The sequence below is a fragment of the Gilvimarinus gilvus genome, from assembly GCF_030518155.1.
GTDB classification, from domain to species: Bacteria; Pseudomonadota; Gammaproteobacteria; order Pseudomonadales; family Cellvibrionaceae; genus Gilvimarinus; species Gilvimarinus gilvus.
This window is the reverse complement of record NZ_JAULRU010000569.1, coordinates 246,959-270,335: the sequence shown is the minus strand read 5'-3', so window position 1 is coordinate 270,335 and position 23,377 is coordinate 246,959. Positions and strand designations below refer to the sequence as shown.

The window sequence follows — 23,377 nt, the reverse complement described above, 5'->3', positions numbered from 1 at the left end:
ACAGCGAGCAGCGGTACAACACTAATACGGTTTTATGCTATGAGTCGAGACATGCGATACATTACAGACGCGGGGGACTATTACCTCGTCCGCGTTCCCAAGCTGGGCGGTGGCTTTTTAAAGCAGCGCACTTTCTCTAAGAATAAGTACGGCAAGAGCGCACCGAACAAGGCCAAAGCCTATCGCGACGAATGCCTGAAAGCTCCAGATTTTTGGGTGACCAATCGCGGCCCCACCAATGCTTGCGGCGAAGAGTTGAGCAAACCCCACCGCAAAATCCTTAAGGACATTGAGAAGCTAAACGCCCGAACCCCCTTGCTGACCTTCAGCACCGTGGCGAGCTTAAGCATACTGGAGCACATAGGCGATGAGTTTAGCCTCAGTGACCTGCGCGATAATTTAAAATCCCAATCACTGCGCCCCTTGCCGTTGGCGGCCCTGAAAACCCGCAAGTGGATACGCCCTGTCGGAAAAGTCCATACTGGCGGTTCTGGCCCGCCCCACACGCTCTACACCATCACCAAGTCGGGGCATGCCATGCTGGCGAAGCATCGCGCACAGCTTCACACCATAACCGAGGGCAAGGTGCCAAGGGCCACACTGCGCAAAACGATCAATGCCCACAAATACATTCGCGAAAATTGCAGCTCCTCTGGCCTTCGTCTGCTGACCATTTTGGCGGGCACCTTGTATGGCCTATATGGCCCGTGTGAGACCTCTCGATTTCTGGGGCTTTCGCAGCCCAGCGCACACAACTCTTATGATACGGCCCTTGAACTCGGCTTTATTGAACGCAAAGCGGGTTCCTATAAAGTGACGAAAGAAGGCCGTAATTTTCTGAAGTTGCTGGCTTGTCTCTAACCCGATAACCAATCCACATCACGATTTTATTAGCTGCGATACTCGTCAATTGTCGGGCAGGAGCACACCAGGTTTCTGTCCCCGTAGACGTTATCAATGCGGTTAACCGAAGGCCAAACCTTGTGGGCTCTGAGCCAGGCGGCGGGTCTTGATGCTTGCTCGCGTGAATAGGCGCGTTGCCAGTTATCTTCTAAAACATCGTCCTGGGTATGGGGGGCGTTGTGCAGAGCGCTGGTGCTGTATTCCACTTCGCCGCTTTCGATCTGGGCAATTTCTTTGCGGATGATAAGCATGGCCTCGCAAAAGCGATCCAGCTCTTCCTGACTTTCCGATTCGGTTGGCTCAATCATGAGTGTGCCGGGCACCGGAAATGACATGGTGGGCGCGTGAAAACCAAAGTCCATTAAGCGCTTGGCGATGTCCTCTTCGGTCACGCCACTGGCTTCTTTCAGTGGGCGTAAGTCCAGCAGGCATTCGTGGGCGACAAAGCCCTCTGCGCCTTTGTACAAAATGGGGTAGTGATCGCCGAGTTTTTTCGCGACATAGTTGGCATTAAGGATAGCCATTTTTGTGGCGTGTGCCATGCCTTCGCGGCCCATCATTTTAATGTACATCCAGCTGATGGGCAGAATGCTGGCGGAGCCCCAGGGCGCGGCTGAAATCGTGCCGTTGGCGATGTCGGTACCGGGCACTGCTTGAATTGGGTGAGCGGGCAAAAAGGGTTTTAAATGCTCGGCGACACCAATCGGGCCCATGCCGGGGCCGCCGCCGCCGTGAGGAATACAAAAGGTCTTGTGCAGGTTTAGGTGGGATACGTCACCGCCGAACTTGCCCGGAGCGGCAACACCTACCAAGGCGTTCATGTTGGCGCCATCGATATACACCTGACCACCGACGTTGTGCACGGCCGCGCACAGCTCGGTAATCCCTTCTTCAAATACGCCGTGGGTAGACGGGTAGGTCACCATAATGCACGCGATACGGCTGCCGTGCTCGGTGATTTTGCTATTGAGGTCGGTGAGGTCGACATTGCCTTTACTGTCGCAGTTTACCACCACCACTTTCATGCCAACCATTTGTGCCGAGGCCGGATTAGTGCCGTGGGCCGAAGCCGGTATCAAACAAATATCGCGCTCGAACTCGCCTTTGCTTGCAAAGTATTTTTTGATGGCGACCAGGCCCGCGTACTCGCCTTGGCTGCCGGCATTGGGTTGCAGGCTTACCGCGTCATAGCCGGTACAGGTTTCGAGCATTTGTTGCAGTTGCTCGAACATTTGCTGGTAGCCTTGCGCCTGATCGATCGGGGTAAAAGGGTGTAATTTGCCGAACTCGGGCCAGGTCACCGGTATCATTTCGGCGGTGGCGTTGAGTTTCATGGTGCAGGAGCCGAGCGGAATCATCGAGTGATTGAGTGCAATGTCTTTGCTCTCTAGCTGCTTTAAGTAGCGCAGCATTTCGGTTTCACTGTGGTAGGTGTTAAACACCGGGTGGGTCAAAATGGCATCGTTTCTGCGCAGCGGTTCGGGCAGGCCGGCGCTGGCCTGATCGCTGCTCAACTGCGCATCGAGCGCGGCTAAGTCCATGCCGTGATCACCGGCGCTGAACACATTTAACAGCTGGCTGATTTGGTGCAGGGTGGTGGTTTCGTCGACACTGATACCGATACAATCTTCACCGACCAGTCGCAGGTTAATTTTGTTGGCCAACGCGGTTTGATACAGCGCCTGCTGGGATTCACCAACTTTGATGCACAGTGTGTCAAAGTAATCCGCATGAAGGGTGTCGAAACCGCGCTCGCGTAAGCCTACGGCGAGCATGTCGGTTAAGCGCGCAACGCGCTCGGCAATACGCTTAAGCCCCTCCGGGCCGTGATAGATGGCGTAAAACACACTCATAACGGCCAGTAATACCTGTGAGGTACAAATATTGGAATTGGCTTTTTCGCGGCGAATGTGTTGCTCGCGGGTCTGCATGGCCATACGCAGGGCGGTTTTGCCGCGGGTATCTACCGATACTCCAATTATGCGGCCCGGCGCACTGCGCTTAAAGGCATCGCGAAAGCCAAAGAAGGCGGCGTGCGGACCACCAAAGCCCATAGGGACACCAAAGCGTTGATTGGTGCCAATCACCACATCTGCGCCCATCTCGCCCGGTGATTTGAGTAGGGTCAGTGCCAGCAAGTCCGAGGCGACGGTTACCAGTGTTTTTTGTTCGTGAGCTGCGCTGATCAAATCTGTTAGGTCGCGCACCTGACCCGTGGTACCCGGGTACTGCAGCAAGGCGCCGAAACACTCTGTGCCCGTAAGTTGCTCTGCCGGGGCTACCAACACGTCAAAGCCAAAATGCTCGGCTCGGGTTTTTACAACAGCAATGGTCTGTGGGTGGGTGTCGTCGGCGACAAAGAACACGTCGGAGCGGTTTTTTTTGTTCTGGCGTTTACACATTGCCATGGCTTCAGCCGCGGCTGTACCTTCATCCAGCATGGAGGCATTGGCTAAATCCATACCGGTGAGGTCGATGATCATCTGCTGAAAATTGAGCAAGCCTTCGAGCCGGCCCTGGGCGATTTCAGGCTGGTAGGGGGTGTAGGCGGTGTACCAGCCGGGGTTTTCCAATACATTGCGCAAAATGACGTTGGGCACGTGGGTGTCGTAATAGCCCATGCCGATAAAGCTTGTGAACAGCTTATTTTTACAGGCAATGGTTTTCAATTCGGCTAGGGCTTCAACTTCTGATTTGGCCGGCTCAAGCGCCAGCGCGTCTTGGCTGCGGATTTTTTCAGGTACTGTTTTCTCAATCAGGGTCGCAATGCTATCCAGCCCCAGTGTGTTCAGCATAGTGGCGGCCTGAGTTTGATCCGGGCCGATGTGGCGCTGAATGAACGCATCGTGGTGAGCTAGCTCGGCCAGTGGGGCGCGGCGAAAATCCTGAGTCATAGAGAGTCTCTTGTATTGAGGCAAAATGTTCTGGGGTCAAACAGTTCTGTGGCCTCCTGCTTGGCGGGAGGCTTGGGATAAATCCGGGGTAGTGAAAGGGCGCAATAGTAGCAATTGGCGGCGTTTTGAGCAATTAGGGTTTACCTAATCCTGCGAAAAGAGGGCTGCCCTACTGTAAAGCGAGATCCAGTTTGAGCCGGTGGCGGATGGACACCATTACCCCCTGTTTCAACCGCCTGCTAGGCTATAGTATGAACCGTCTGGCTTTTCTATCCGACCCATCTATTGCTATTACTGGTAACGGGCTATATTGTTCGGGGATAATATAAGCAGTGGCTATAAGTAGCCATAAGGCTGCGGCGCTAGCATATAAATGCCGCAATGGCTGCAGTGGTAGGTGAAACCGCCGTCCAGGCCGCCTACGAGAGCGTTTCTATTTGGTTTTTTATGGCGCAGTAAATGGAAATACCCGGTTACAAAATCATTGACACCCTAGGTGAGGGCGGTATGGCGACCGTCTACCTGGCCATTCAGGAAAGCTTTGAGCGCGAAGTGGCGCTTAAGGTTATGTCACCGCAATTGTCAAAAGACCCGAGCTTTGGCGAGCGTTTTATTCGCGAAGCGCGCATAGTGTCGCGTTTGATGCACCCAAACATTGTCACCGTTTACGACGTTGGCGTGCACGAGGGTAACCACTACCTGTCGATGGAATACGTGCCGGGGCATGATTTAAAAGTTAACCGCTACAATCTGGATCTGGATGTTGCTCTGGCCATTGTCAAGGATGTTGCGAAGGCGCTCGACTATGCCGGGCGCAAGGGGTATGTGCATCGCGATGTAAAGCCTGAAAATATTATGATCCACGGCGAGGATGGGCGCGCCGTACTCATGGATTTTGGTATTGCACGCGCCTCTGATGTCGCCTCGGGAATGACCCAAACGGGCACTACCATGGGTACGCCGCACTATATGAGCCCGGAGCAGGCAAAAGGGGCCAAGGTCGATCCGCGCAGTGATTTATATAGCCTTGGGGTTGTTCTGTTCCAGTTAGTTTGTGGCTATGTTCCTTTTGATGCCGACTCAGCGGTTGCGGTCGGCATCATGCATGTCTCCGATGCTATTCCAGATTTACCCGAGCATCTTGCTGTATTTCAGCCAATTATTAATAGAGCACTGGCGAAAAAACCTGACCAGCGTTATCAAAATGGCGCTGAATTTATCGCTGATCTCGATGCGCTGCCCCGAGCTGAGATTGAAAAAGTCAAACACCAGCTGGCACTAAAGCCACAAATTGATGAGATCGAAGAGTCGGCGGCGACCGTTGTTTCTGCCCCCATTGCGAATACCCGTGTCGATACGGAAGAAGTAGCGCGCGCCACACGCGACGACGATATGGCGCTGTCGGGCGACGAAAGCTTCAGCGTTCAGGGAGATGACGGTATTGGTGACAGACCGAAAGCGCCTACTCAGACGAGCCGCCGGTCCTGGTGGAGTGCGGTAATAACCGCCGGGGTGATCGGCGGTGGTGGCTGGTTCGGTTGGCAATATTTGGGCGCAAGCTCGCCGCAAAACAACGCGTCGGACGCCTTAAAGCCCCAGCCCGTTGCGGCGATTTCGGCGTCTGGCGAGTCCGTTTCAGAACCTACGGATGTCAAGGCCCTTATTCGTGGTGAGCCGGTTGATGAGAAGGCTGGCTCTGAGGCTGGTACGGCGAATATAGCGCCTGCCGGTGCGCTTGCAGCCAATAGCGACAGCGCAGGTTCTGACGATAGCGCCGATATTGCTGGGGCGAGTACGCAATCGAGTGCGGCGCCGCGCCCCGCAGCCGGCGCTGAGGCTCTTTTCGCGGAGTTTGAGCAGGACGCATCGGTAGCACCGGAACTCGCCGCCTTGTACAACCAAATGTTGCTAAGCGCAGATGCCGCGTCAGTGGCGGCCGCAGAGCAGGGGCTGGCGGCTATGCAAGCGTCCATCGCGGCACGCTTTGACAGTGCTGTTGCGGATGCTAATCTGGCTGAAGCTAGGCAATTGGCTGAGCTAAGTGCCGATCTGTTTCCCGATACTGAGCGCGATGCCGGCCTGAGCGAAGCGGTAGAAAGGTTGGCCGGTGCGAATGAAATTGCCAGTACACTTGCCGAAGCCGAAGCCTATTTGCAGCGCGATGCCCTAAGCTCGCCCCCGGGCGCCAATGCGTTGGCCAGCTACCGATCGGTATTGGAGCGAGATCCCGACAATACAGAAGCCTTAGCGGGGCTCGATAAAATCGCCGCGCGCTATTACGAGCTCGGTGGCGAAAAAGTTGCCGTACAAGAATTTGAAGCGGCTTTGGCAATGGTCGAACGTGGCCTTAAGGTGCAACCAGAAAATGAGGCTTTGCGCACTTTGCAATCTGAGATTGCCGACGCGCAGCTTGCACTCAAAGAGCGACAAAGCACCATCGCGTCTCTTGATGCCAAAGCGCAGGAGCAGATGTCGCATAATCAGTTGATCACCCCGTCCGGCAACAGCGCTTTTGACACATACCAACAATTGCTGGAGCAAGTTCCAGAGGCCGAAGACGTTGCTGAAGAAGGGTTGTTTAGAGTGGAACAGGGCTTAATCAATCGCATTGATCAGCTTATCCAAGATAAAAACGTGGATGAAGCTCTGCTGCAGCTAGATAATGCGCGCGACCATTTTCCGCAAAGCGAAGGGTTGCTGGCACTGCGATTGCAGCTTGACCGCTTACTGGAGGAGCTTCAGCCCAAAATAGCGACATTGCGTTTGGCGACGCAAGCGATGACAGACATAAGTGCGCCGCAGGCTGAAACATTGAGCCCCGGGCGCATTATTCATGTCGGTTTTGAGTACGCTAATTTTAGCGGCGAAACGACTGTTATACAGGCTGTATTGATGGACGGTTCGCGCAGTGTTCAAATTGCGCAAAAGCCGGTTATTGTGAGTGGTACCGAGGGTATTAAGTTTTTTGCCATTGAGCGCCCGGTGGCGGGGTTTGGCAAAGGGGCGTATCACGTTGATTTGTCGTTAGCTGACGATCGCCTGGCAACAATATCCTTTAAAGTGGCCGAATAGCGCTATACTTAGTGGCAGTAAAACTCGAATATTCAGCGGGCACAGTGCCTGCTGTGGTCAGAATTGATTAATGAGGCTTGAGATGACTAAAACATTGGTAGCTAGCCTATTGGTGGTTACGGCGTTGGCCACGGGGTGTCAGACCCAACCCAATATACAAAAAATGCAGGATGAGAACGAGCAATTGCAAACTGAGCTTGATCAGGCGCGCGCCAAAATCGTTTCCCTCAAAAATCAGGAGCAAGCTCTGCAGTCACAAATTGATGAGCTCACCCGGGTTATGTCGGTGCTGGACACAGAAAAAACTGTGCGGGTGCAAGAATCATCTGAGCTGCGCGGCCAGGTGCGTCGATTTGTACAAAAAGAAATCGATGAGCTGAAAGATTTTATGGTGCAAAGTGATTTGCTCGATTACGTTGGCGGTGAATTAGTACAGCGCAGCCAGGTGGATCGCGAGCCATTGCTAATGGTCGATATGGACAACCCAATGCCTGCCGACGGCACGATTACCGGTATCAGCGCACACTTTGTAAAGCCAGGTACGTTCACCGTTCAGGTGATGCGCCCGGTTGAGGACCAGGTGGTTGTTATCTGGCAAAGTCAGGTACTACAGGCGACGGAAGCCGGTGTTTCGCGGGTTAACCTCCCTGTCAGTGTGGGCGTAGAGCAGGGCGATTATATTGGTTACTTCTTTCAGGAAGCCGGCACTGTAAGTTTTGATGAGGGGACCGGTAATGCCCGCTATTATGACGACCCTGTTACGCTAGGACAATCACTGAAAATTCGCAGTTTAAAGGGCGCCAAGGAAAAACGAGCGTACTCGGTAGGGGTTTATGGCTTGTTGAATTGATTAAACAGTCGGATGTCGGACGTCCGAAGTCGGACGAAAAAAGAGTAGTTAGACTAAAAAGGCTGGGTTGTTTAACCCAGCCTTTTTAATGCCTCAGACCTCAGACCTCAGACCTCAGACCTCAGCAAATCACTCATCCCCATCCATTTTCGATTGCAGGTAGTTTTGCAGGCCTATATTTTCAATCAGTGACAGTTGTGTTTCGAGCCAGTCCACGTGTTCTTCTTCCGACTCCAGTATATCGTTGAGCAAGTCGCGGCTCACGTAGTCACGAACTTCCTCACAATACGCAATGCCGTCGCGCAAATCAGGAATCGCCTTCATTTCGACTTTTAGGTCGGACTCCAGCATCTCTTTGGTATTTTCACCAATCAATAACTTGCCGAGATCTTGTAAGTTGGGCAAGCCCTCCAGGAACAGGATTCGCTCTACCAGCATATCGGCGTGTTTCATCTCATCGATGGACTCGTGATATTCGTGGTCAGCTAGCTCTTTAAGGCCCCAGTCTTTGTACATGCGGGCGTGCAAAAAGTACTGGTTAATAGCCACAAGCTCGTTGCCAAGTACCTTGTTGAGAAATTCAATAACTTTAGGATCGCCTTTCATGAGTAACTCCTTACCACTGACGGCGTAGGGTGAATGTTTTCGGCGTAAGTGTGGGCCCAAAACTTGAACCTGTCAAGCTAAGTGTTTGATGTGAAAGGGTTTTTAAATGATTAGGAGAGTGGTTCTTATTGTCTTTTGCGGTTGAGCAAGTTTATCATGCAACGGCATAAAATTGCGGTAGGCCGCCAATTTCGGGAATCTCCTGCAGGGTTTCGTCTAATATATCCCGGGTAAGGCTCGCACATTTGCCGCACTGGCTAGCAACGCCAAGTGACTTGCGCAGTTTGCCCAAGCTGTGAGCGCCATCATGCACAGCGGCCTGAATTTGGCGATCGGTTATCCCTTTGCATAAACAGACGTACATAGAGCCGTAATCACTCCCGAGTAAAGACTATAAATGGATAATATTGCTAATGAGAATCCTTGTCAATAGGTTTTGAGAATGGTTGTTGTTTAGCTTGTCCGGCAAGACACTGACACATAAATCATCAATTTGTCGGGTTTATGCACAGGTTCGGTAAAAACAATCAGACCTATATAGAAAATTAATAAGACAGTAGCCGTGGAGGGTGTAACATAGTGTCTCTCTATCACAGGCTAAGTGCCTGATTGTAAAAGCTTTGTCACACTCCCCGAGAGGTCCTTGCAATTTGCGTTGCAGCCCCCATCTCTCTGGGGAGATATTTTGTCAGTCCGTAAACTTAGGAGATTAAGACATGGGCGTATTAGTAGGTAAGCAAGTACCAGATTTTACAGCAGCAGCGGTATTAGGCAGCGGCGAAATCGTTGACGAATTTAAATTGTCCGAAGCCATCAAAGGAAAGAAAGCTGTTATCTTTTTCTACCCTCTGGATTTCACCTTTGTTTGCCCATCTGAGCTGATTGCTTTTGATAATCGTTTTGAAGCTTTCCAAAAGCGCGGCGTTGAAGTGATTGCCGTGTCTATTGACTCGCAGTTCACCCACAGTGCATGGCGCAACACCCCGGTCAATGAAGGTGGTATCGGCCAAGTGAAATACACCATGGTAGCTGACACCAAGCACGAAATTTGTCAGGCCTTTGACGTAGAAGCCGACGCCGGTGTTGCATACCGCGGTTCTTTCTTGATTGACGAAGACGGTTTGGTTCAGCATCAAGTGGTTAACAATCTGCCGTTGGGCCGCAATGTTGATGAAATGCTGCGTATGGTTGACGCGCTTGCATTCCACCAAGAGCACGGTGAAGTATGTCCTGCAGGTTGGCAGGAAGGTGACAAGGGTATGGACGCTTCAGCCGATGGCGTTGCTTCTTACCTGTCTGAGAATTCTGGCAAGCTGTAAGTTAAGGCTTTATGGATTCGAAAACCCGGCTTTTGCCGGGTTTTTTTATCTCTGAAAATCGGTATCGCATAGCATGGTTGGCTCTATGATACATTGGGACCAACTTCAGAACAGGAATCGGAACCTTGGCAAATTCTGTCGATTTAGAGCCCGGTTGGCTGCGCGAGCTGGAGGGTGAGTTTAGCCAGCCGCATATGCTTTCGCTTAAGGCTTTTTTGTTAGCACAAAAGCAGGCTAAAAAAGTGGTTTTTCCGCCGTCCCAGCTTATGTTTAACGCCTTTAACAGTACGCCTTTTGATAAGGTCAAAGTGGTGATTCTGGGGCAGGACCCTTACCACGGGCCGGGTCAGGCTCATGGTTTGTGTTTCTCGGTTCCCGAAGGTGTAAAGCCACCCCCCTCGCTGGTTAATATTTTCAAGGAAATTGAGCGTGACCTGGGTATCGAAAGGCCAGATCACGGCTGTTTACAGCGCTGGGCGGAGCAGGGCGTGTTACTGCTTAATGCGACCTTGAGCGTTGAGCAAGGGCGAGCCGGTTCGCATCAAAAACAGGGCTGGGAGTCGTTTACAGATGCTGCAATCGACGCCCTAAACCGCGATCGCGAAGGCGTAGTGTTTCTGCTGTGGGGCAGCTATGCCCAGAAGAAAGGCCGGTTAATTGATACGCGCAAGCACCTGGTGCTGAAGTCGCCACACCCATCGCCTTTGTCTGCTCACCGCGGATTTATTGGCAATGGACACTTTAGTCAAGCTAATGAGTATTTGCGAAGTCGAGGCGTAGAGCCGATAGATTGGCGGTTGTGAAAGGGCGGACGGAAGAGGCGGTCTACGGGAAACGGGAAAATCAAAAAGCAGCCGGAAGGCTGCTTTCGTCGGGTGCCAGAGGTCTGAAGTCGGACGCTTCAGACATCCGACCTCAGTCGTCAGACTTTGTTTACTGCAACAACGTCATTGCCGCTTCCATTTCATCGGATAGATCTTCGCCTTCGGCCATTTGCATGTCTGGGTCCATGCCCAGGCGGGTAAAGGCTTTGACCTGATGATAGTCGACCTGCCCCAGCGATGAGTCGGTGCCGAGGTAGCTCTGCAACATAGCCACGGTCACAATGTCGGCGTAATCGGCTTGTGCTACCTCACGGTCAAATTTCATGTGTTGAGAGGGTATGTGTGCAAGCTCAGGCGGGAAGTCCCAGGCTTTCAGAATCAAATCCCCAATCGCACCTTGCAGTTGATTAATGACTGTGTCCAGCGTGAAGCTGTCTTTGAGTAAAGAGGGGTGCTCTTCGGCGTAGGTTAGAATGGGTAAAACGCCAATTTTATGGATAAGCCCGGCGAGGGTCGCCTGATCGGGGCGCAGTTTAGTGTAATGGCGGCACAAAACGTGGCTAATGCCGGCGATTTCGCTGGCGCGGTTCCAGGTGTCGCGCAGGCGTTTGTCGACCAAGTCCGAGGTGGCCTGAAACATCTGCTGCATCGCGAGACCGGTCGCAATGTTACAGGTGTACTGAATACCCAGACGCATCACCGCGGTTTTCAAATCCTCAATGGCCTTGTTGGCACGCAACAATGGGCTATTGGCAACTCGTACAATTCGCGCAGATAAGGCGGCATCACTGCCAATAACGGCGCTTAACTGGTCCATATCGGCGTCGGGGTCTTCCGCTACCTCGCGGACTTTCAGCGCCGCTTCGGGCAAGGTTGGCAGTACCAGCTTGTCGGATTTAATTGCGGCTATTATGTCCTGCCGGACGGTATCTACTACTTGACTCATCAGCAGTCCTGTTTCTGTCTTATGGAGTTAGTCTACAGTGCATTAGCTGTTTATATCATAGGGCAATTTTAAGCGCAGTGCCCGTTGTGGCTGTTTGCCGATATAGAGCGGCACGCTCTCATCGTCAGGCAATACAGCTAAGCCTCGGTAGAGTGTATCTTGCACGGGTGCCGCTTGCACTAAATGACCGCGGCTTTTGCCGCTTTCATCCGCCAGCTCACAACCAGGCGCCGGGCTGGTGTCGGCGGCAAACTCTATGGGGTAGAGGTGTTTTTTTAATTTGCCTTTGTAGTGAAGGCGAGCCACTACCTCTTGTCCAGTGTAACAACCCTTCTTAAAGCTCACAGCTCCCAACTCGGGGTAGTTCAAATCCTGCGGGGTGAAAAGCTCAGAGGTGGCTGCACTTATCTCCGCACACCCGGCATCAATTTGTCCCCTGAGCCAGCAGTGGGTCGGCGCGCGTGAACAGCAACTTGTCAGTTGCTGCCAAAGGGGCTGGGCTTGATTGTCGTGAACCCAAACTTCTATCAATTCGGCATTGTGCTGCAGAGCCAGCGCTTGTTCGTTTATTGCGAGCCCCCCCGCTTCACTTGTGCGCAGGCCTGTGGTTTCAGCCAATACCTCCGCGGAATTAATTCCGCATACGCCAATAACGTGCCAGTCGGGGGCGGGACGGATCGTAACTTTGGAGAAAACGGCGTATTTTTCCAGACCTTTGACAAACGGCTCGACAAGGTCCGTGGCGCAGCGCAGCAACAGCGTGTCTTGATCGAGTTGTGCGACGGCAAAGCTGGTAGTAACGCGACCTTTTAAATTGCACTGGGCCCCTCTGAGCCAGCGCATGGGCGTAAGCTCGCGCAAGTCACAGGTTACTTGACCTTGCAAAAATTTTATAGCATCGGGGCCCGTCACGGTAACCAGTGTTGACGTACCTAAATGGCACAGCGCATTTGGTGATGTGTCATCAGGTGGAAAATCGGCAGCGCCATCGGGGTAAATGTGCGCTCCCTGATCTTCGAGAAATGCTTGCCAATGGCTCATAAAGCTCCACTTGTTGAGTCGAAATTTAATGCCATCAAAGCACAACACAGGGCTCGATGAAAAGCCCTGCGTTGGTCTACTGAGTGAGGAGGAATTCGATCAGCGCTTTTTGCGCGTGCAATCGATTTTCCGCCTCCTGCCAGACTGCGGAATCGGGCGCATCCAAAAGCTCGGCGCTGACCTCTTTGCCTCTGTACGCCGGTAAGCAGTGCATAAACAAAGCGTCGGCGGCAGCATGACTCATAAGTTCACTGTTCACCTGATAGTCGGCAAAAGCGCGCTCTCGCGCACCTTTTTCTTCTTCCTGGCCCATCGAGGCCCAGGTGTCGGTGACGACAAGGTCGGCATTGCGCACCGCTTCGGTCGGTGTGGCGCACAACTTGATTCGATGTTTCTGGGAGGCAACCAAGTCGGCATCCGGGGCAAAACCTTCGGGCGCGGCAATACGCAATTCAAAGTCACAAAGGCCCGCGGCGTTGATATAGGAATTGCACATATTGTTGCCATCCCCAATCCAGGCTACGCTCTTGCCCTGCATTGAGCCGCGTAATTCGACAAAGGTCTGTATGTCGGCAAGTAGCTGACAGGGGTGAAACTGATCGGTTAGCGCATTAATAACCGGTACTTTCGAGTAGGCCGCAAAACGCTCGATGATGTCGTGACCAAAGGTGCGAATCATAACGATATCGACCATGCGAGACAGTACGCGCGCGGAATCCTCGATCGGTTCGCCGCGGCCAAGTTGGGTGTCGCGAGGAGACAAAAACATGGCGTGGCCGCCAAGCTGGGCCATGCCAGTTTCAAAGGAGACGCGGGTGCGGGTGGAGGATTTTTCAAAAATCATCCCCATTACCTTGCGCTCTAACAATGGTTTGTCGCGACCTTCGTAGACTTCGGTTTTCAGCTCAATGGCGCGAGCGATAATATCTTGCAGTTCCGTTTTACTGATGTCATTCAGTGTCAGAAAGTGACGAACTGTTTTGTGTGTCTGGGGGGCGCGAGAGTTCATAATAATGACGCCTTACTCGGTCGGTTGAAAATTTTGGATGAGTTCAACAACACCGTTTACCAAGGTGTCAGTTTCATCGTCTGTCATGATGAACGTCGGCAATAACCGGATGGTGTTGCCAGCCGTAACGTTGATCAGTAATCCGGCTTTTCTGGCTTCAGCCACCAGCTCCATGCAGGGGTGTTCGAGTTCGATGCCGATCATCAAACCTTTGCCACGAATATCGACAACCAATTCGTTGCCGGCGAGCTTGTCGCGAAATGCTTGCAGCATTTGCGCGCCGCGTTGGGCCACAGTGGAGATCAATTGGCTTTCGGTCAAGGTGTCGATGACCGCCTCGGCCGCGCGACAGGCCAGCGGGTTGCCACCAAACGTCGAGCCGTGATTGCCAGGGGCGAACACATCGGCGGCAATACCGTGTGCCAGGCATGCGCCAATCGGCACACCGTTGCCAAGGCCTTTGGCGGTAGTGACGACGTCGGGCATAAAATCGTAATGCTGATACGCAAAGTAGGTGCCCGTGCGGCCATTTCCGGTTTGAATTTCGTCGAGCATCAGTAGCCATTCGTGGCGGTTACACAGATCGCGAAGTTCGGGTAAGTAGGTGTCATCGGGCACGCGCACTCCGCCTTCTCCCTGAACGGGCTCGACTAAAACAGCGACAATATTTTTGTGTTCGGCGGCCAGTACTTCGATGGCAGCAATGTCATTGAAGGGTGCGCGAACGAAGCCAGGTAGCAAAGGTTCAAAGCCTTTTTGTGCGTTGGTGTTACCTGTGGCGGTTAGTGTCGCCATGGTGCGACCGTGAAAAGCGCTGTTCATAACCACGATCGTGGGTGTGTTTATGCCTTTATCATTGCCGTATTTACGTGCAATCTTTATGGCCGCTTCATTGGCTTCAGCGCCTGAATTGGAAAAGAATACCTTGTCCATTTTCGACACCGCGCAGAGTTTATCGGCCAGCACTTTTTGCGGGGGAATGTTGTACAGGTTAGAGACGTGCAAAAGTGTATTGGCTTGTTCGCTAAGCGCACGAGTGACGGCGGCGTGGGAGTGCCCCAGTCCGCACACCGCGATACCGCTAATACCGTCAATGTAGCTATTGCCGGCATCATCCCACACGCGGCTGCCAGCACCCTTGGTTAGGGTGAGGGTCCGTTCGCCATAGGTATTCATCAATGTCGACATCTGAATTACTCCAACTCCCAAAGTCAAAAACAAAAAACGCTTCGCCGGAACCAGGATAAGTTGGTTCTGATCGAGGACGTATTCAAGGAAATACTTTCGAAATAGTGGGCGGCCAATTGTGACCACCAGCCGCAAGCGACCTGCTTTTAGTCTTATGTGTTCGGCGAACGGGCGCCGCACAAACACCGCCAAACAGCCGATATTATAGGGATTGGGCACGCTTGGCAAATACCGTAAAATGCCGCCAGCGAGGAGATATTATGAACGCCATAGAATTGAGTGTATTTGCCAGCCGATTGTCTGCCATCTGCGATGAGATGGGCGCGTTGCTTAAGTCCGCAGCGTTTTCTCCCAATATCAAGGACAGGCTCGATTTTTCATGTGCTTTATTTGATCACCGGGGGCAGCTCGTCGCGCAGGCTGCTCATATCCCCGTGCACCTGGGCAGTATGGCTTATGCGATGGCCGATATTGTCGATGCGCAGCGGTGGCGGCCCGGCGATATGCTGGTGGTGAACGACCCCTATCTGGGCGGGACACACCTGCCTGATGTCACGGTGATTGCCCCGATTTACGTCGAACAGCAGCTCATCGGATTTTCCGCCAATCGCGCGCATCACGCCAATATTGGTGCGAGCGAGCCAGGCTCCATGCCGGTGTCGCAAAGTTTGGCGCAAGAGGGGGTAATCATTGCCCCGACCCTGCTGGTTGAGGACGGTGCGGTGGTGGAGCCTGTGCTGACGCGGTTGTGTGGCACGGATACCGGAGCGACTCACACGATACAAGCCCGCGGTGATTTCGCGGCGCAAATCAGTGCCAGCGGTTTAGGGGCTGAGCGGTTGGCGGAGCAGGTTCAGGCTGTGGGGCTTGACCGCTTTGCACAGGCCGTGGCGTTGCTGAACGATTATGCCGAACGTCTGGCCCGAAATGCACTCAGTATTATTCCCAATGGACGTTACCAATTTCGTGATTACATGGATGACGATGGCTTAGGCCAGCAAGATGTTGTTATCGCCGCGACCGTTGATGTACATGAAGATGGAGTGGCCGTGGATTTTAGCGGCACTGCCGATCAGGTCAAAGGCAATATTAATTGTCCGCTATCGGTCGCGGCCGCAGCGGCCTTTTATGTTTTGCGTTGTTTGATGCCGGCGCAAACGCCGGCGTGTGCCGGCACTTTTCGGGCAATTCATATAACGGCGCCAGAGGGATGTCTGGTGAACGCCCGCCGACCGGCTGCGGTAGCCGCCGGCAATGTTGAAACGTCAACCCGCATGGTGGATGTGCTGCTGGGTGCCTTGGCGCAGGCGCTACCTGAACGCATACCAGCCGCCAGTACAGGTTCTATGAATAACGTGGCCATGGGCGCAATGGCCACGCCAGATCAGCCGCGTTGGGATTACTACGAAACAAACGGCGGCGGCATGGGAGCAGGCGTGTCCGGTGGCGGTTTAAGTGGTGTGCAAACCCATATGACCAATACCCTAAATACGCCGATTGAAAGTCTTGAACGGCACTATCCGATACGGGTAACTCGCTATCAGTTACGCCGCGATTCGGGCGGCGACGGCCAGGTGCGAGGGGGCGACGGGCTGATTCGGGAATATACGTTTCTGGCGCCGGCCCGATTAACCCTGTTGACCGAAAGACGGCGCTATGCCCCGTGGGGGTTAAACGGCGGTAAGCCGGGCGCGGTGGGGGAAAACAAAATTAATGGTGCGAAGGTTCCGGCCAAAATTGCATTGGACGTTAAGGCCGGTGATGTTCTGACACTTGCGACTGCCGGAGGCGGCGGTTGGGGAGAGCCTGCTAAGGCACTATGACTGAACGCCTTAACGAATTACCTTTGCAGGCGCTAGAAAGTGATTTTCTGGTAGCTCTGACGCACGGCAGTATTTTATTGGAGGCAGAGCCTGGTGCGGGCAAGTCAACGCTGGCGCCGCTTTGGGTGCTCAATAAGCTCGGTGGCCAAGGTCAAATTTGGTTAATACAGCCGCGCATTCTCGCCGTGTGTGCTTTGGCTAACCGTTTAGCCGCATTGGTTCATGACAAGGTTGGCGGTGTCGTTGGTTATCACGTTCCTTTTGAATCGCGCAGCGGCGATACAACCCAGTTACTGGTGATGACCCCCGGGATTTTGTTGCAGCGTCTATTGGCTGATTCAGAGTTAACCGGTGTGGCTGCGGTTATGCTCGATGAAGTTCATGAGCGCTCTGTGCAGCAAGATATCGCCTGGGCGTTGCTGCAAGAGGCGCAGGTGCTAAGAGAAGATTTGCAGCTGGTGCTTATGTCGGCGACACCTGACCGCCTGTTGCGCAAACAGGTCGCACAAGCTTTGTACAGCCCGGGACGTTGCTTTCCAGTTGATGTCAGTTACTGCCCGCCGAAGATACTGACTAACGCCCAAGAGCGCATAGAGGATCACCTGCTGCGGGCGCTCTCTCAGTCGCCCGGTTGGCAGCGGGAAACCGTGTTAGTCTTTTTGCCCGGGTGGCGGGATATTGAGCGGTGTCAGCGCGCACTGTCGGTCAATCATCCGAATTTATCTGTATTCACCCTACACAGCCGGGTAGGCAGCGGGGAACAATTGGCTGCGCTTGATCCGGCTTCGGGCCCCCGCGTCATATTGGCCACCAATATAGCGGAAACCTCTTTAACCATCGCCGATGTTACGCTGGTGGTGGATGCTGGTTTGGTGCGCGAGCCTGATTACCAGCAACGTACCGGAGTGAGTCGGCTGCAGACGCGCCGAATTTCTGCTGCCAGCGCCGAGCAAAGGCGCGGCCGTGCGGGACGTGTGCAAGCCGGGCACTGTATTCGTTTGTGGGCAGAGTCTGAACATTTGCCACCCCAAACACTTCCGGAGATTCGCCGCTGCGACTATCTGCCGATGGTACTGCAGCTGGCGCACTGGGGAACGGCTGCATTGGAGCTGCCGTGGTTGGAGGCTCCCGGAGAGATGGCGATACAGCAGGCCCAGCGTAGTTTGCGTCAATGGCAGCTGCTTGACGAGTGCGGTGCGATCACCAAATTGGGACAAAAAGTGTCGTCCTTGGGGACCCACCCACGTATTGCTGCGCTCTTGTTGCACACCGTGGATTTTGCAGAGAAATCCCCTTGGTTGCTGTTACTGGCGCTCGCCATGCACTTTGACCTGCCCGGCGACGGAGATATAGAAGACTGGCTGCGTCAGGCCGAGCGAGAGTATAGGCTTGATCGCCGCTGGGCAGCATTGCTGCGACGTTGGTGTCGGGTTCTTGAGGTAGACGTTAAACCGAGCGCACGTTGGGAGCCGCTTGCACCCCGGGCCGCTCAGTGTCTGGCGATGATTTTGGCGGATCGGATCGGCCACAGTGATGGTGATGGTCGCTACCGAATTAATTCTGGTGTTACCGTAGAGCTGGCTAACCGTGCCCCGTGGGTTTTGGTGTTGCAAGTGTCGACACGGGGCAAATCACTGGTGGGTGTTGCGACCGATTTACAGCTGGCCGACGAGCAGGTGCGACAGCTGGCAACCGCAGAGTCGGCGGTGGAACAGCAGGGGGCGGGCAGAAAAAAAACCTGGTACCAAATTTACCGCTATCGTTTGGGCGGTAAGCTGGTTGCTACCGATCGGGCGCCTGTGCTGGCCGCCGATATTCCCGCTGCAATTGTCGAGGCGATTCAATCTCGGGGCTTGGCCTCACTGCACTGGAGTCAGGAAGCGTTAAGTTTATTGTTGCGGGCCCGTTTGGCTCTGCGCCATGACATGCTTGACCTACCGGCACTAGACGCAGACGCGCTGTTGGCCAATTTGGGGGATTGGCTGTCAGGGTTTCTCAACGCGCAGTCGGACATTGAGCATTTACCATTCAAGGAGGCACTTGTGTTTTATCTCGGCCATGAGTCCGTCCAGGCTCTGGCTAAGTTGTTGCCGCCAGCGCTGACCTTACCGAGCGGACGCAAGCTTAGTGTGGACTACAGTGCAGGAGGAGACATTCAAAGTCAGATTCAAAATGGGCCCATGTCGGAACCGCGCATAGCCGCTAAGTTGCAAGAATTTTTCGGGGCAGAACATTTTACTTTGCCTGCCAGTCAAGTTCCGCTGGCGATTGAGTTGCTGTCGCCGGCGGGGCGTCCACTGGCGATCACGCGTGATTTGGCATTCTTTTGGCGCGATGTATACCCTGACGTGCGTCGGGAGATGCGCGGTCGCTATGCCAAGCATCCCTGGCCGGAAGATCCACTTGATCACAGTGCGACGCATTTAACCAAACGCAAGCTTGAGTCTTAACCGCGGGAGCGAAAAATTAATACATGATGTTGACACGTTGGGGCCAGGCGCGAGCGCTTGGACTGTTGGCCTTAATTCTTTGCCCGGGAGTACTCGGTGCAGAGGTTGCCCAAGAGCCGGACATAGAGACCGTGGTAGTAACCACGGCTTTTCATTCTGGCCGTTGGAAAGAGGCCGTGGGAGCTGTCAGTGTGCTGGATGCTGAGCGTCAGATGCCCGGTTTGCGTCAAGATAGCGCCGAATTGTTGGCCGGGTTTGCCGGAGTGCAAGCCGACAGTCGGTCAAACTTCGCGCAAGATACCCGTATTTCTCTCAGGGGGTTCGGCGCGCGCTCAGCGTTTGGGGTGCGAGGTATCAATCTGCGTGTGGACGGTGTGCCGCTTACCATGCCTGATGGTCAGAGCCAGACGTCAAGTTTGTTGCTGGACAGTGTGGCAAGTGTTGAGGTATTGCGTGGCCCCGTCGCTTCTTTATACGGTAACGCAGCCGGGGGCACAATTGCATTTAATTCGGTGGCGCCAGAGTTCACTGCAACCTCGTTCGGGATTGCTGCCGGTTCGGCCAGACAGCGCCGCTATCAATTGCAATCGGACTGGGCCGGCGCACAGCACTCTGCGCGTGTGATCGCCAGACAATTTTCCACCGAGGGTTTTCGCGAGCACTCAAGTGCTAAGCGCCAACAATTGGCCGCTCAGTGGTACTTTCAGGGCGACTCGGGGCTCGATGTGCGCGCCCGTTTTGATGCCAGTCGCGACCCCCTCACAGAAGACCCTCAGGGTATTACCTACGAGCAATGGATAGAGGACCCGCAGCAGGTCCACCCGGTGGCAAAGATCTTTGATCCGCGCAAGTCTATTGAGCATCAACAAATGTCGCTCAGTGCCAGCAAGGCGCAGACGTGGGGACAGTGGCAGGCGTCTGGTTGGCTGGGCACACGAGATGTTGCTCAGTTTTTAAGTTTTCCCGGCGACGATCTCAACAGCGGTGGTGCGGTGATCGATCTGGACCGGCAGTTCGCTGGCGTCACCGCAAGTGCGCAGCGCAGTGTTGGCTCGCTCGATTGGTTATTGGGTGGGGAATTTGGCTTCATGCGCGATGATCGTAAAGGCTTCGTTAATAACCGCGGTGGGCGCGGAGAGCTAAAGCGAGATGAGGTCGATGAAGTTGCCAACAGCGATGTCTTTACCGGTCTGACGTGGCGCATAGCGCCGCCCTGGACCGTACGCACTGGTGCGAGGTTCAGTCGGGTCAGCTTTGATGTGATGGATAACTTCGTAACCGAGGTGAATCCTGACGATAGCAGCCAGCTTAGTTTTTCCGAACCGTCCTATTTTGCGGGGGTCAATTATGAAGTCGGGCAGTCCAGTCTATTTGGGAATATCGGTTCAGGATTTGAAACGCCAACATTAACGGAGTTGGCGTATCGCAATGAGGGGACGGGCTTTAACGACGCGCTGGTGCCTGCCCGTAACCGTCAGCTGGAGCTGGGGTGGCGATTGGCTTCAGACAACTGGCAAAACAGCGTTGTTATGTTTGTTATCCGGACTCTTGATGAGTTGGTTGTCGACCAATCGGAAGGGGGGCGGACCACCTATCGCAACGGTGCCGAGACCGAACGGCAGGGGATTGAGTGGATGCTGGATGGCGCGATTTCAGCACAGCTGGATTGGCGACTCAGTGCCACCTGGTTAGAGGCTGAATACAGCAAGGGGCCCTATGCCGGCAATCAAATCCCCGGGGTGGCTCGCGAAAATCTATACAGCCAGTGGGATTGGAAGCCCTGGGGTGACGACGTTAAAGTGTCGATCAGCGGCTATTATCGGTCGGGGGTGATGACATCGGATGATAATTCGGAGCGTGTGCCGAGCGCGCTGACCTGGGATGTGGCGGTATCTTCCGGTTGGCAACTCGGGCGCTGGGGCGTTGAACTGTGGGCAAAGTGCGCCAATCTGACCGATAAAAGTGTTGTGGGCTCGGTCATCGTCAATCAGAGCCGGGGGCGCACCATTGAACCCGCGCCTGGCAGGCAATTTAATTTGGGGGTGGCGGTTACACAGCAATGGTAGCGTTGTCATTGCCCCGGTGAACGAGCGCGAGGTTTGACGTTAGGTAAAAAAGCGCAAATATTGACCAAAAGTAGCAATTTATTCACGATTAAGAGTCCCATTTGCCAAGTAATTGGGGTATCATTGCCAGACTGGGTAACGGGGCCGGTGCGAGAGATTCGATGGGCCCTGTTGTCCAAGTCAGGTTGCCCAATTGGGTGGCCGCAGGGAATGCTGGCGACGCAAATTTGGATCAGGTGCTGCAGTGCGGTAGAATAGAATACCTGAGTAAGCCGCTAGGTTATTCTGGTTTCTTATTCGTCGACCCACCAGCATTCGGGCTTTTAAGCCCCGATCCGAAGTTTAGAGGTAAGTATTTGTCTATGAGCGTCGTAGATACGATTAAACAGCAGCTTTCTGAAAACCCGGTTATTTTGTATATGAAGGGCTCGCCAAATGCCCCTCAGTGTGGTTTTTCACAGCGTACATCACAGGCCGTGATGGCGTGCGGTCAGCGATTTGCGTACGTGGACGTACTGTCAAACCCTGAAATCCGCGAAGGTTTAAAGCAGTACGCCAATTGGCCGACTTACCCGCAATTGTGGGTGAACGGTGAACTGGTAGGCGGTTGCGATATTGTGACCGAGATGTATGAAAGTGGTGAGCTTAAGACTCTTATCGAGTCTTCGGTTCCTGCCGATTCTTCTGATTGATTCATGCTCCTGTTGGGGCAGCTCCCGTTTCGGGCGCTGCCCATTTCTTTTTTAAGCCCCTCATTAATTTCTCTGTATCTAACCCGCTGTGTTAGCTGGCGGCTGGTAATTTGCTGCCATTTAGGCCCGTTAAAGGCTATTTACAAAAGAATTAGCTGTTAATCTGCCAGGCGTAAGTGGCAAGCCCCATCAGTGCAATAACACTAATGATCATCAGTGTTGCCCCTAATTTACGATAAGGGTGCTCGATAACTTCGATCTCGCCTTCAGTGCGCAGCCAGTGCGCCATCCAAGCCGCTTTTTTTGATTTTAATAGGCGAATTTCCTGGTCGCGCAAAGCGCGTATTTGTTCTTCGACGTTGTCCCGTTCTGCGCCTGTACTGGCTTCGCGTTGCGTGTATAGCTGGTCTAGCCTGGCCTTCAGAGCGTCATGGCTATCGTCAATGCGCTGGCTCAGCGCTGTTAATTTCTGGTCTTCGGTGTGCTGCACTCGGGTGTCTCCGTCGCATATGCCAACGCCAACACTACCAGAGTTTCGCTCACTAACTCCAATCGGTTTTGCATTGACTGAGGTTTAATACCTTTTGGCCGTGACAGGTGGATCACAAGCTTGCTGAGCCCTGCTATAATCCCGGCCAGCTTCTCGGTTGTCGCCGTAAGTCTCGCGCAACCAAATATATACGATTTTCATGCAGGAACGCTGTCTTTATGGCCGTTACCCCTCCCAAACGCCCTCTCAGCGGCTATACCCATCCAAAATACTGGGGAACCTGGTTGGTACTGGGTGTATTGGTGCTTATTGCTTACTTGCCACTGTCGATAACCCGGCCTTTAGGGCGAGGATTGGGGGCGCTGTTTTATCGCTTTGCGGCGAGTCGTTGCGAGATCACCCGGGTTAATGTGGCCTTGTGTTTTCCGGAGTTGTCCGCTGAACAAAAAGAGCAGCGAGTGCGGGATATCATGCGTGATGTTGGCTTAAGCTTTATCGAAACAGCCATTGCGCTCTGGGCGCCCGATCGTAAGTTTAACAATTTATACACCATAGAGGGGCTGGATATCCTTGAGCGTTTGCAGGCACAGGGCAAGGGGGTGCTATTGCTCGGCGGCCATTACACCACACTTGATATGGCCGGCCGGATTATGGGGCTGAATATAGAGTGCGACATGATTTACCGCGTGGATCGCAATCCGCTGCTGGCGGACGCTATGGCACGGGCTCGTGAAAGCTATTCTGGCAGTGCCATTGAGCGCAATGATGTCCGCCAGCTGGTTAAAAATTTACGTAAAAAACACCGTATCTGGTACGCACCCGATCAGGATTACGGGGTGCAAAATACGGTATTCGCTCCTTTTTTTGGTATTCAGGCCGCCACAGTGACAGCGACGGCGCGCATGGCGCAAATGGGTCGTGCAGTTGTCTGTCCCTTTGAACACTGGCGGGACGAGCAAGGCATTTACCATGTGCGTATTAAAGAGCCCCTTGCCAATTTTCCCAGTGGCGACGATGAGCGTGATGCGTCCAGCGCGAATGCTGTCGTAGAATCCGTTGTGCGACGGTTTCCCAGTCAGTATCTGTGGGTGCATCGGCGGTTTAAAACGCGACCGGAGGGGGAGGCTTCACCGTATCCACCCAGACGACGCAAGCGCGACAAGAGCAATACGGAGAAAAAAGACTAGAAGCTGAGTAGACTTAA

General features: G+C 53.7%; 18 protein-coding genes. 10 read left to right on the top strand and 8 right to left on the bottom strand.

What is annotated here, in order from left to right; genetic code table 11:
• The first annotated feature begins 51 nt into the window (after positions 1-51).
• A complete protein-coding gene (locus QWI17_RS11870; protein ID WP_302722718.1) occupies positions 52-861 on the top strand; it encodes a hypothetical protein in 810 nt (269 codons plus the stop codon).
• A 29-nt stretch (positions 862-890) separates the two neighbouring features.
• Here QWI17_RS11870 and gcvP read toward each other — a convergent pair whose 3' ends face one another.
• Entirely contained in the window at positions 891-3,797 is a 2,907-nt protein-coding gene (gene gcvP, locus QWI17_RS11865) for an aminomethyl-transferring glycine dehydrogenase (protein ID WP_302722717.1), read from the bottom strand.
• 459 nt (positions 3,798-4,256) lie between these two features.
• On the opposite strand from gcvP, the gene QWI17_RS11860 reads away from it, so the two are divergent.
• Positions 4,257-6,869, top strand: coding sequence for a protein kinase domain-containing protein (locus tag QWI17_RS11860; protein WP_302722716.1), 2,613 nt, complete (start codon positions 4,257-4,259; stop codon positions 6,867-6,869).
• A gap of 82 nt (positions 6,870-6,951) precedes the next feature.
• Entirely contained in the window at positions 6,952-7,719 is a 768-nt protein-coding gene (locus QWI17_RS11855; protein ID WP_302722715.1) for a hypothetical protein, read from the top strand.
• Between the two features lie 129 nt (positions 7,720-7,848).
• Here the strand turns inward: QWI17_RS11855 and bfr are convergent, their stop codons facing one another.
• The gene (bfr, locus tag QWI17_RS11850; protein ID WP_302722714.1) at positions 7,849-8,325 is read right to left on the bottom strand and encodes a bacterioferritin; all 477 of its coding nucleotides are present in this window, start codon (positions 8,323-8,325) and stop codon (positions 7,849-7,851) included.
• A gap of 154 nt (positions 8,326-8,479) precedes the next feature.
• Positions 8,480-8,689, bottom strand: coding sequence for a bacterioferritin-associated ferredoxin (locus QWI17_RS11845; protein ID WP_302722713.1), 210 nt, complete (start codon positions 8,687-8,689; stop codon positions 8,480-8,482).
• A gap of 352 nt (positions 8,690-9,041) precedes the next feature.
• On the opposite strand from QWI17_RS11845, the gene QWI17_RS11840 reads away from it, so the two are divergent.
• Both QWI17_RS11840 and ung read left to right on the top strand, forming a co-directional pair.
• Positions 9,042-9,644, top strand: a complete 603-nt coding sequence (locus QWI17_RS11840; protein WP_302722712.1) for a peroxiredoxin — start codon at positions 9,042-9,044, stop codon at positions 9,642-9,644.
• A 125-nt stretch (positions 9,645-9,769) separates the two neighbouring features.
• The gene (gene ung, locus QWI17_RS11835) at positions 9,770-10,447 is read left to right on the top strand and encodes a uracil-DNA glycosylase (RefSeq protein WP_302722711.1); all 678 of its coding nucleotides are present in this window, start codon (positions 9,770-9,772) and stop codon (positions 10,445-10,447) included.
• 130 nt (positions 10,448-10,577) lie between these two features.
• Here ung and QWI17_RS11830 read toward each other — a convergent pair whose 3' ends face one another.
• The 4 genes from QWI17_RS11830 to QWI17_RS11815 all read right to left on the bottom strand — a co-directional run bounded on the left by QWI17_RS11830 (position 10,578) and on the right by QWI17_RS11815 (position 14,658).
• Positions 10,578-11,414: an HDOD domain-containing protein gene (locus QWI17_RS11830; RefSeq protein WP_302722710.1), complete on the bottom strand. Its 837-nt coding sequence runs from the start codon at positions 11,412-11,414 to the stop codon at positions 10,578-10,580.
• A 42-nt stretch (positions 11,415-11,456) separates the two neighbouring features.
• Entirely contained in the window at positions 11,457-12,455 is a 999-nt protein-coding gene (ygfZ, locus tag QWI17_RS11825) for a CAF17-like 4Fe-4S cluster assembly/insertion protein YgfZ (protein WP_302722709.1), read from the bottom strand.
• 76 nt (positions 12,456-12,531) lie between these two features.
• Positions 12,532-13,464 (bottom strand): ornithine carbamoyltransferase, encoded by a 933-nt coding sequence (argF, locus tag QWI17_RS11820; RefSeq protein WP_302722708.1) that lies wholly within the window; start codon positions 13,462-13,464, stop codon positions 12,532-12,534.
• Between the two features lie 12 nt (positions 13,465-13,476).
• Positions 13,477-14,658, bottom strand: a complete 1,182-nt coding sequence (locus QWI17_RS11815) for an aspartate aminotransferase family protein (protein ID WP_370659586.1) — start codon at positions 14,656-14,658, stop codon at positions 13,477-13,479.
• A gap of 254 nt (positions 14,659-14,912) precedes the next feature.
• On the opposite strand from QWI17_RS11815, the gene QWI17_RS11810 reads away from it, so the two are divergent.
• The 4 genes from QWI17_RS11810 (at position 14,913) to grxD (ending at position 21,683) form a co-directional block, all read left to right on the top strand.
• Entirely contained in the window at positions 14,913-16,475 is a 1,563-nt protein-coding gene (locus QWI17_RS11810) for a hydantoinase B/oxoprolinase family protein (protein WP_302722706.1), read from the top strand.
• The gene (gene hrpB, locus QWI17_RS11805) at positions 16,472-18,925 is read left to right on the top strand and encodes an ATP-dependent helicase HrpB (RefSeq protein ID WP_302722705.1); all 2,454 of its coding nucleotides are present in this window, start codon (positions 16,472-16,474) and stop codon (positions 18,923-18,925) included. The genes QWI17_RS11810 and hrpB overlap by 4 nt, the downstream gene beginning before the upstream one ends.
• Positions 18,926-18,948: 23 nt before the next feature.
• On the top strand, positions 18,949-20,991 hold the full coding sequence (locus QWI17_RS11800; protein WP_302722704.1) for a TonB-dependent receptor family protein: 2,043 nt from the start codon (positions 18,949-18,951) through the stop codon (positions 20,989-20,991).
• A 362-nt stretch (positions 20,992-21,353) separates the two neighbouring features.
• Positions 21,354-21,683, top strand: coding sequence for a Grx4 family monothiol glutaredoxin (gene grxD / locus QWI17_RS11795; protein WP_302722794.1), 330 nt, complete (start codon positions 21,354-21,356; stop codon positions 21,681-21,683).
• Positions 21,684-21,834: 151 nt separating this feature from the next.
• Here the strand turns inward: grxD and QWI17_RS11790 are convergent, their stop codons facing one another.
• A complete protein-coding gene (locus QWI17_RS11790; protein WP_302722703.1) occupies positions 21,835-22,173 on the bottom strand; it encodes a hypothetical protein in 339 nt (112 codons plus the stop codon).
• 218 nt (positions 22,174-22,391) lie between these two features.
• On the opposite strand from QWI17_RS11790, the gene lpxL reads away from it, so the two are divergent.
• The gene (lpxL, locus tag QWI17_RS11785; protein WP_302722702.1) at positions 22,392-23,360 is read left to right on the top strand and encodes an LpxL/LpxP family Kdo(2)-lipid IV(A) lauroyl/palmitoleoyl acyltransferase; all 969 of its coding nucleotides are present in this window, start codon (positions 22,392-22,394) and stop codon (positions 23,358-23,360) included.
• The last annotated feature ends 17 nt before the right edge of the window (positions 23,361-23,377 follow it).

Excerpts from the sequence above, each read along its gene's own strand:
- QWI17_RS11855 (WP_302722715.1), top strand. The coding sequence starts at position 6,952 with ATGACTAAAACATTGGTAGCTAGCCTATTGGTGGTTACGGCGTTGGCC.
- QWI17_RS11800 (WP_302722704.1), top strand. The coding sequence starts at position 18,949 with ATGATGTTGACACGTTGGGGCCAGGCGCGAGCGCTTGGACTGTTGGCC.
- QWI17_RS11810 (WP_302722706.1), top strand. The coding sequence starts at position 14,913 with ATGAACGCCATAGAATTGAGTGTATTTGCCAGCCGATTGTCTGCCATC.
- ygfZ (WP_302722709.1), bottom strand. The coding sequence starts at position 12,455 with ATGAGCCATTGGCAAGCATTTCTCGAAGATCAGGGAGCGCACATTTAC.
- gcvP (WP_302722717.1), bottom strand. The coding sequence starts at position 3,797 with ATGACTCAGGATTTTCGCCGCGCCCCACTGGCCGAGCTAGCTCACCAC.
- QWI17_RS11840 (WP_302722712.1), top strand. The coding sequence starts at position 9,042 with ATGGGCGTATTAGTAGGTAAGCAAGTACCAGATTTTACAGCAGCAGCG.
- lpxL (WP_302722702.1), top strand. The coding sequence starts at position 22,392 with ATGGCCGTTACCCCTCCCAAACGCCCTCTCAGCGGCTATACCCATCCA.
- bfr (WP_302722714.1), bottom strand. The coding sequence starts at position 8,325 with ATGAAAGGCGATCCTAAAGTTATTGAATTTCTCAACAAGGTACTTGGC.
- QWI17_RS11830 (WP_302722710.1), bottom strand. The coding sequence starts at position 11,414 with ATGAGTCAAGTAGTAGATACCGTCCGGCAGGACATAATAGCCGCAATT.
- QWI17_RS11845 (WP_302722713.1), bottom strand. The coding sequence starts at position 8,689 with ATGTACGTCTGTTTATGCAAAGGGATAACCGATCGCCAAATTCAGGCC.
- argF (WP_302722708.1), bottom strand. The coding sequence starts at position 13,464 with ATGAACTCTCGCGCCCCCCAGACACACAAAACAGTTCGTCACTTTCTG.
- grxD (WP_302722794.1), top strand. The coding sequence starts at position 21,354 with ATGAGCGTCGTAGATACGATTAAACAGCAGCTTTCTGAAAACCCGGTT.
- hrpB (WP_302722705.1), top strand. The coding sequence starts at position 16,472 with ATGACTGAACGCCTTAACGAATTACCTTTGCAGGCGCTAGAAAGTGAT.
- QWI17_RS11860 (WP_302722716.1), top strand. The coding sequence starts at position 4,257 with ATGGAAATACCCGGTTACAAAATCATTGACACCCTAGGTGAGGGCGGT.
- QWI17_RS11870 (WP_302722718.1), top strand. The coding sequence starts at position 52 with ATGCGATACATTACAGACGCGGGGGACTATTACCTCGTCCGCGTTCCC.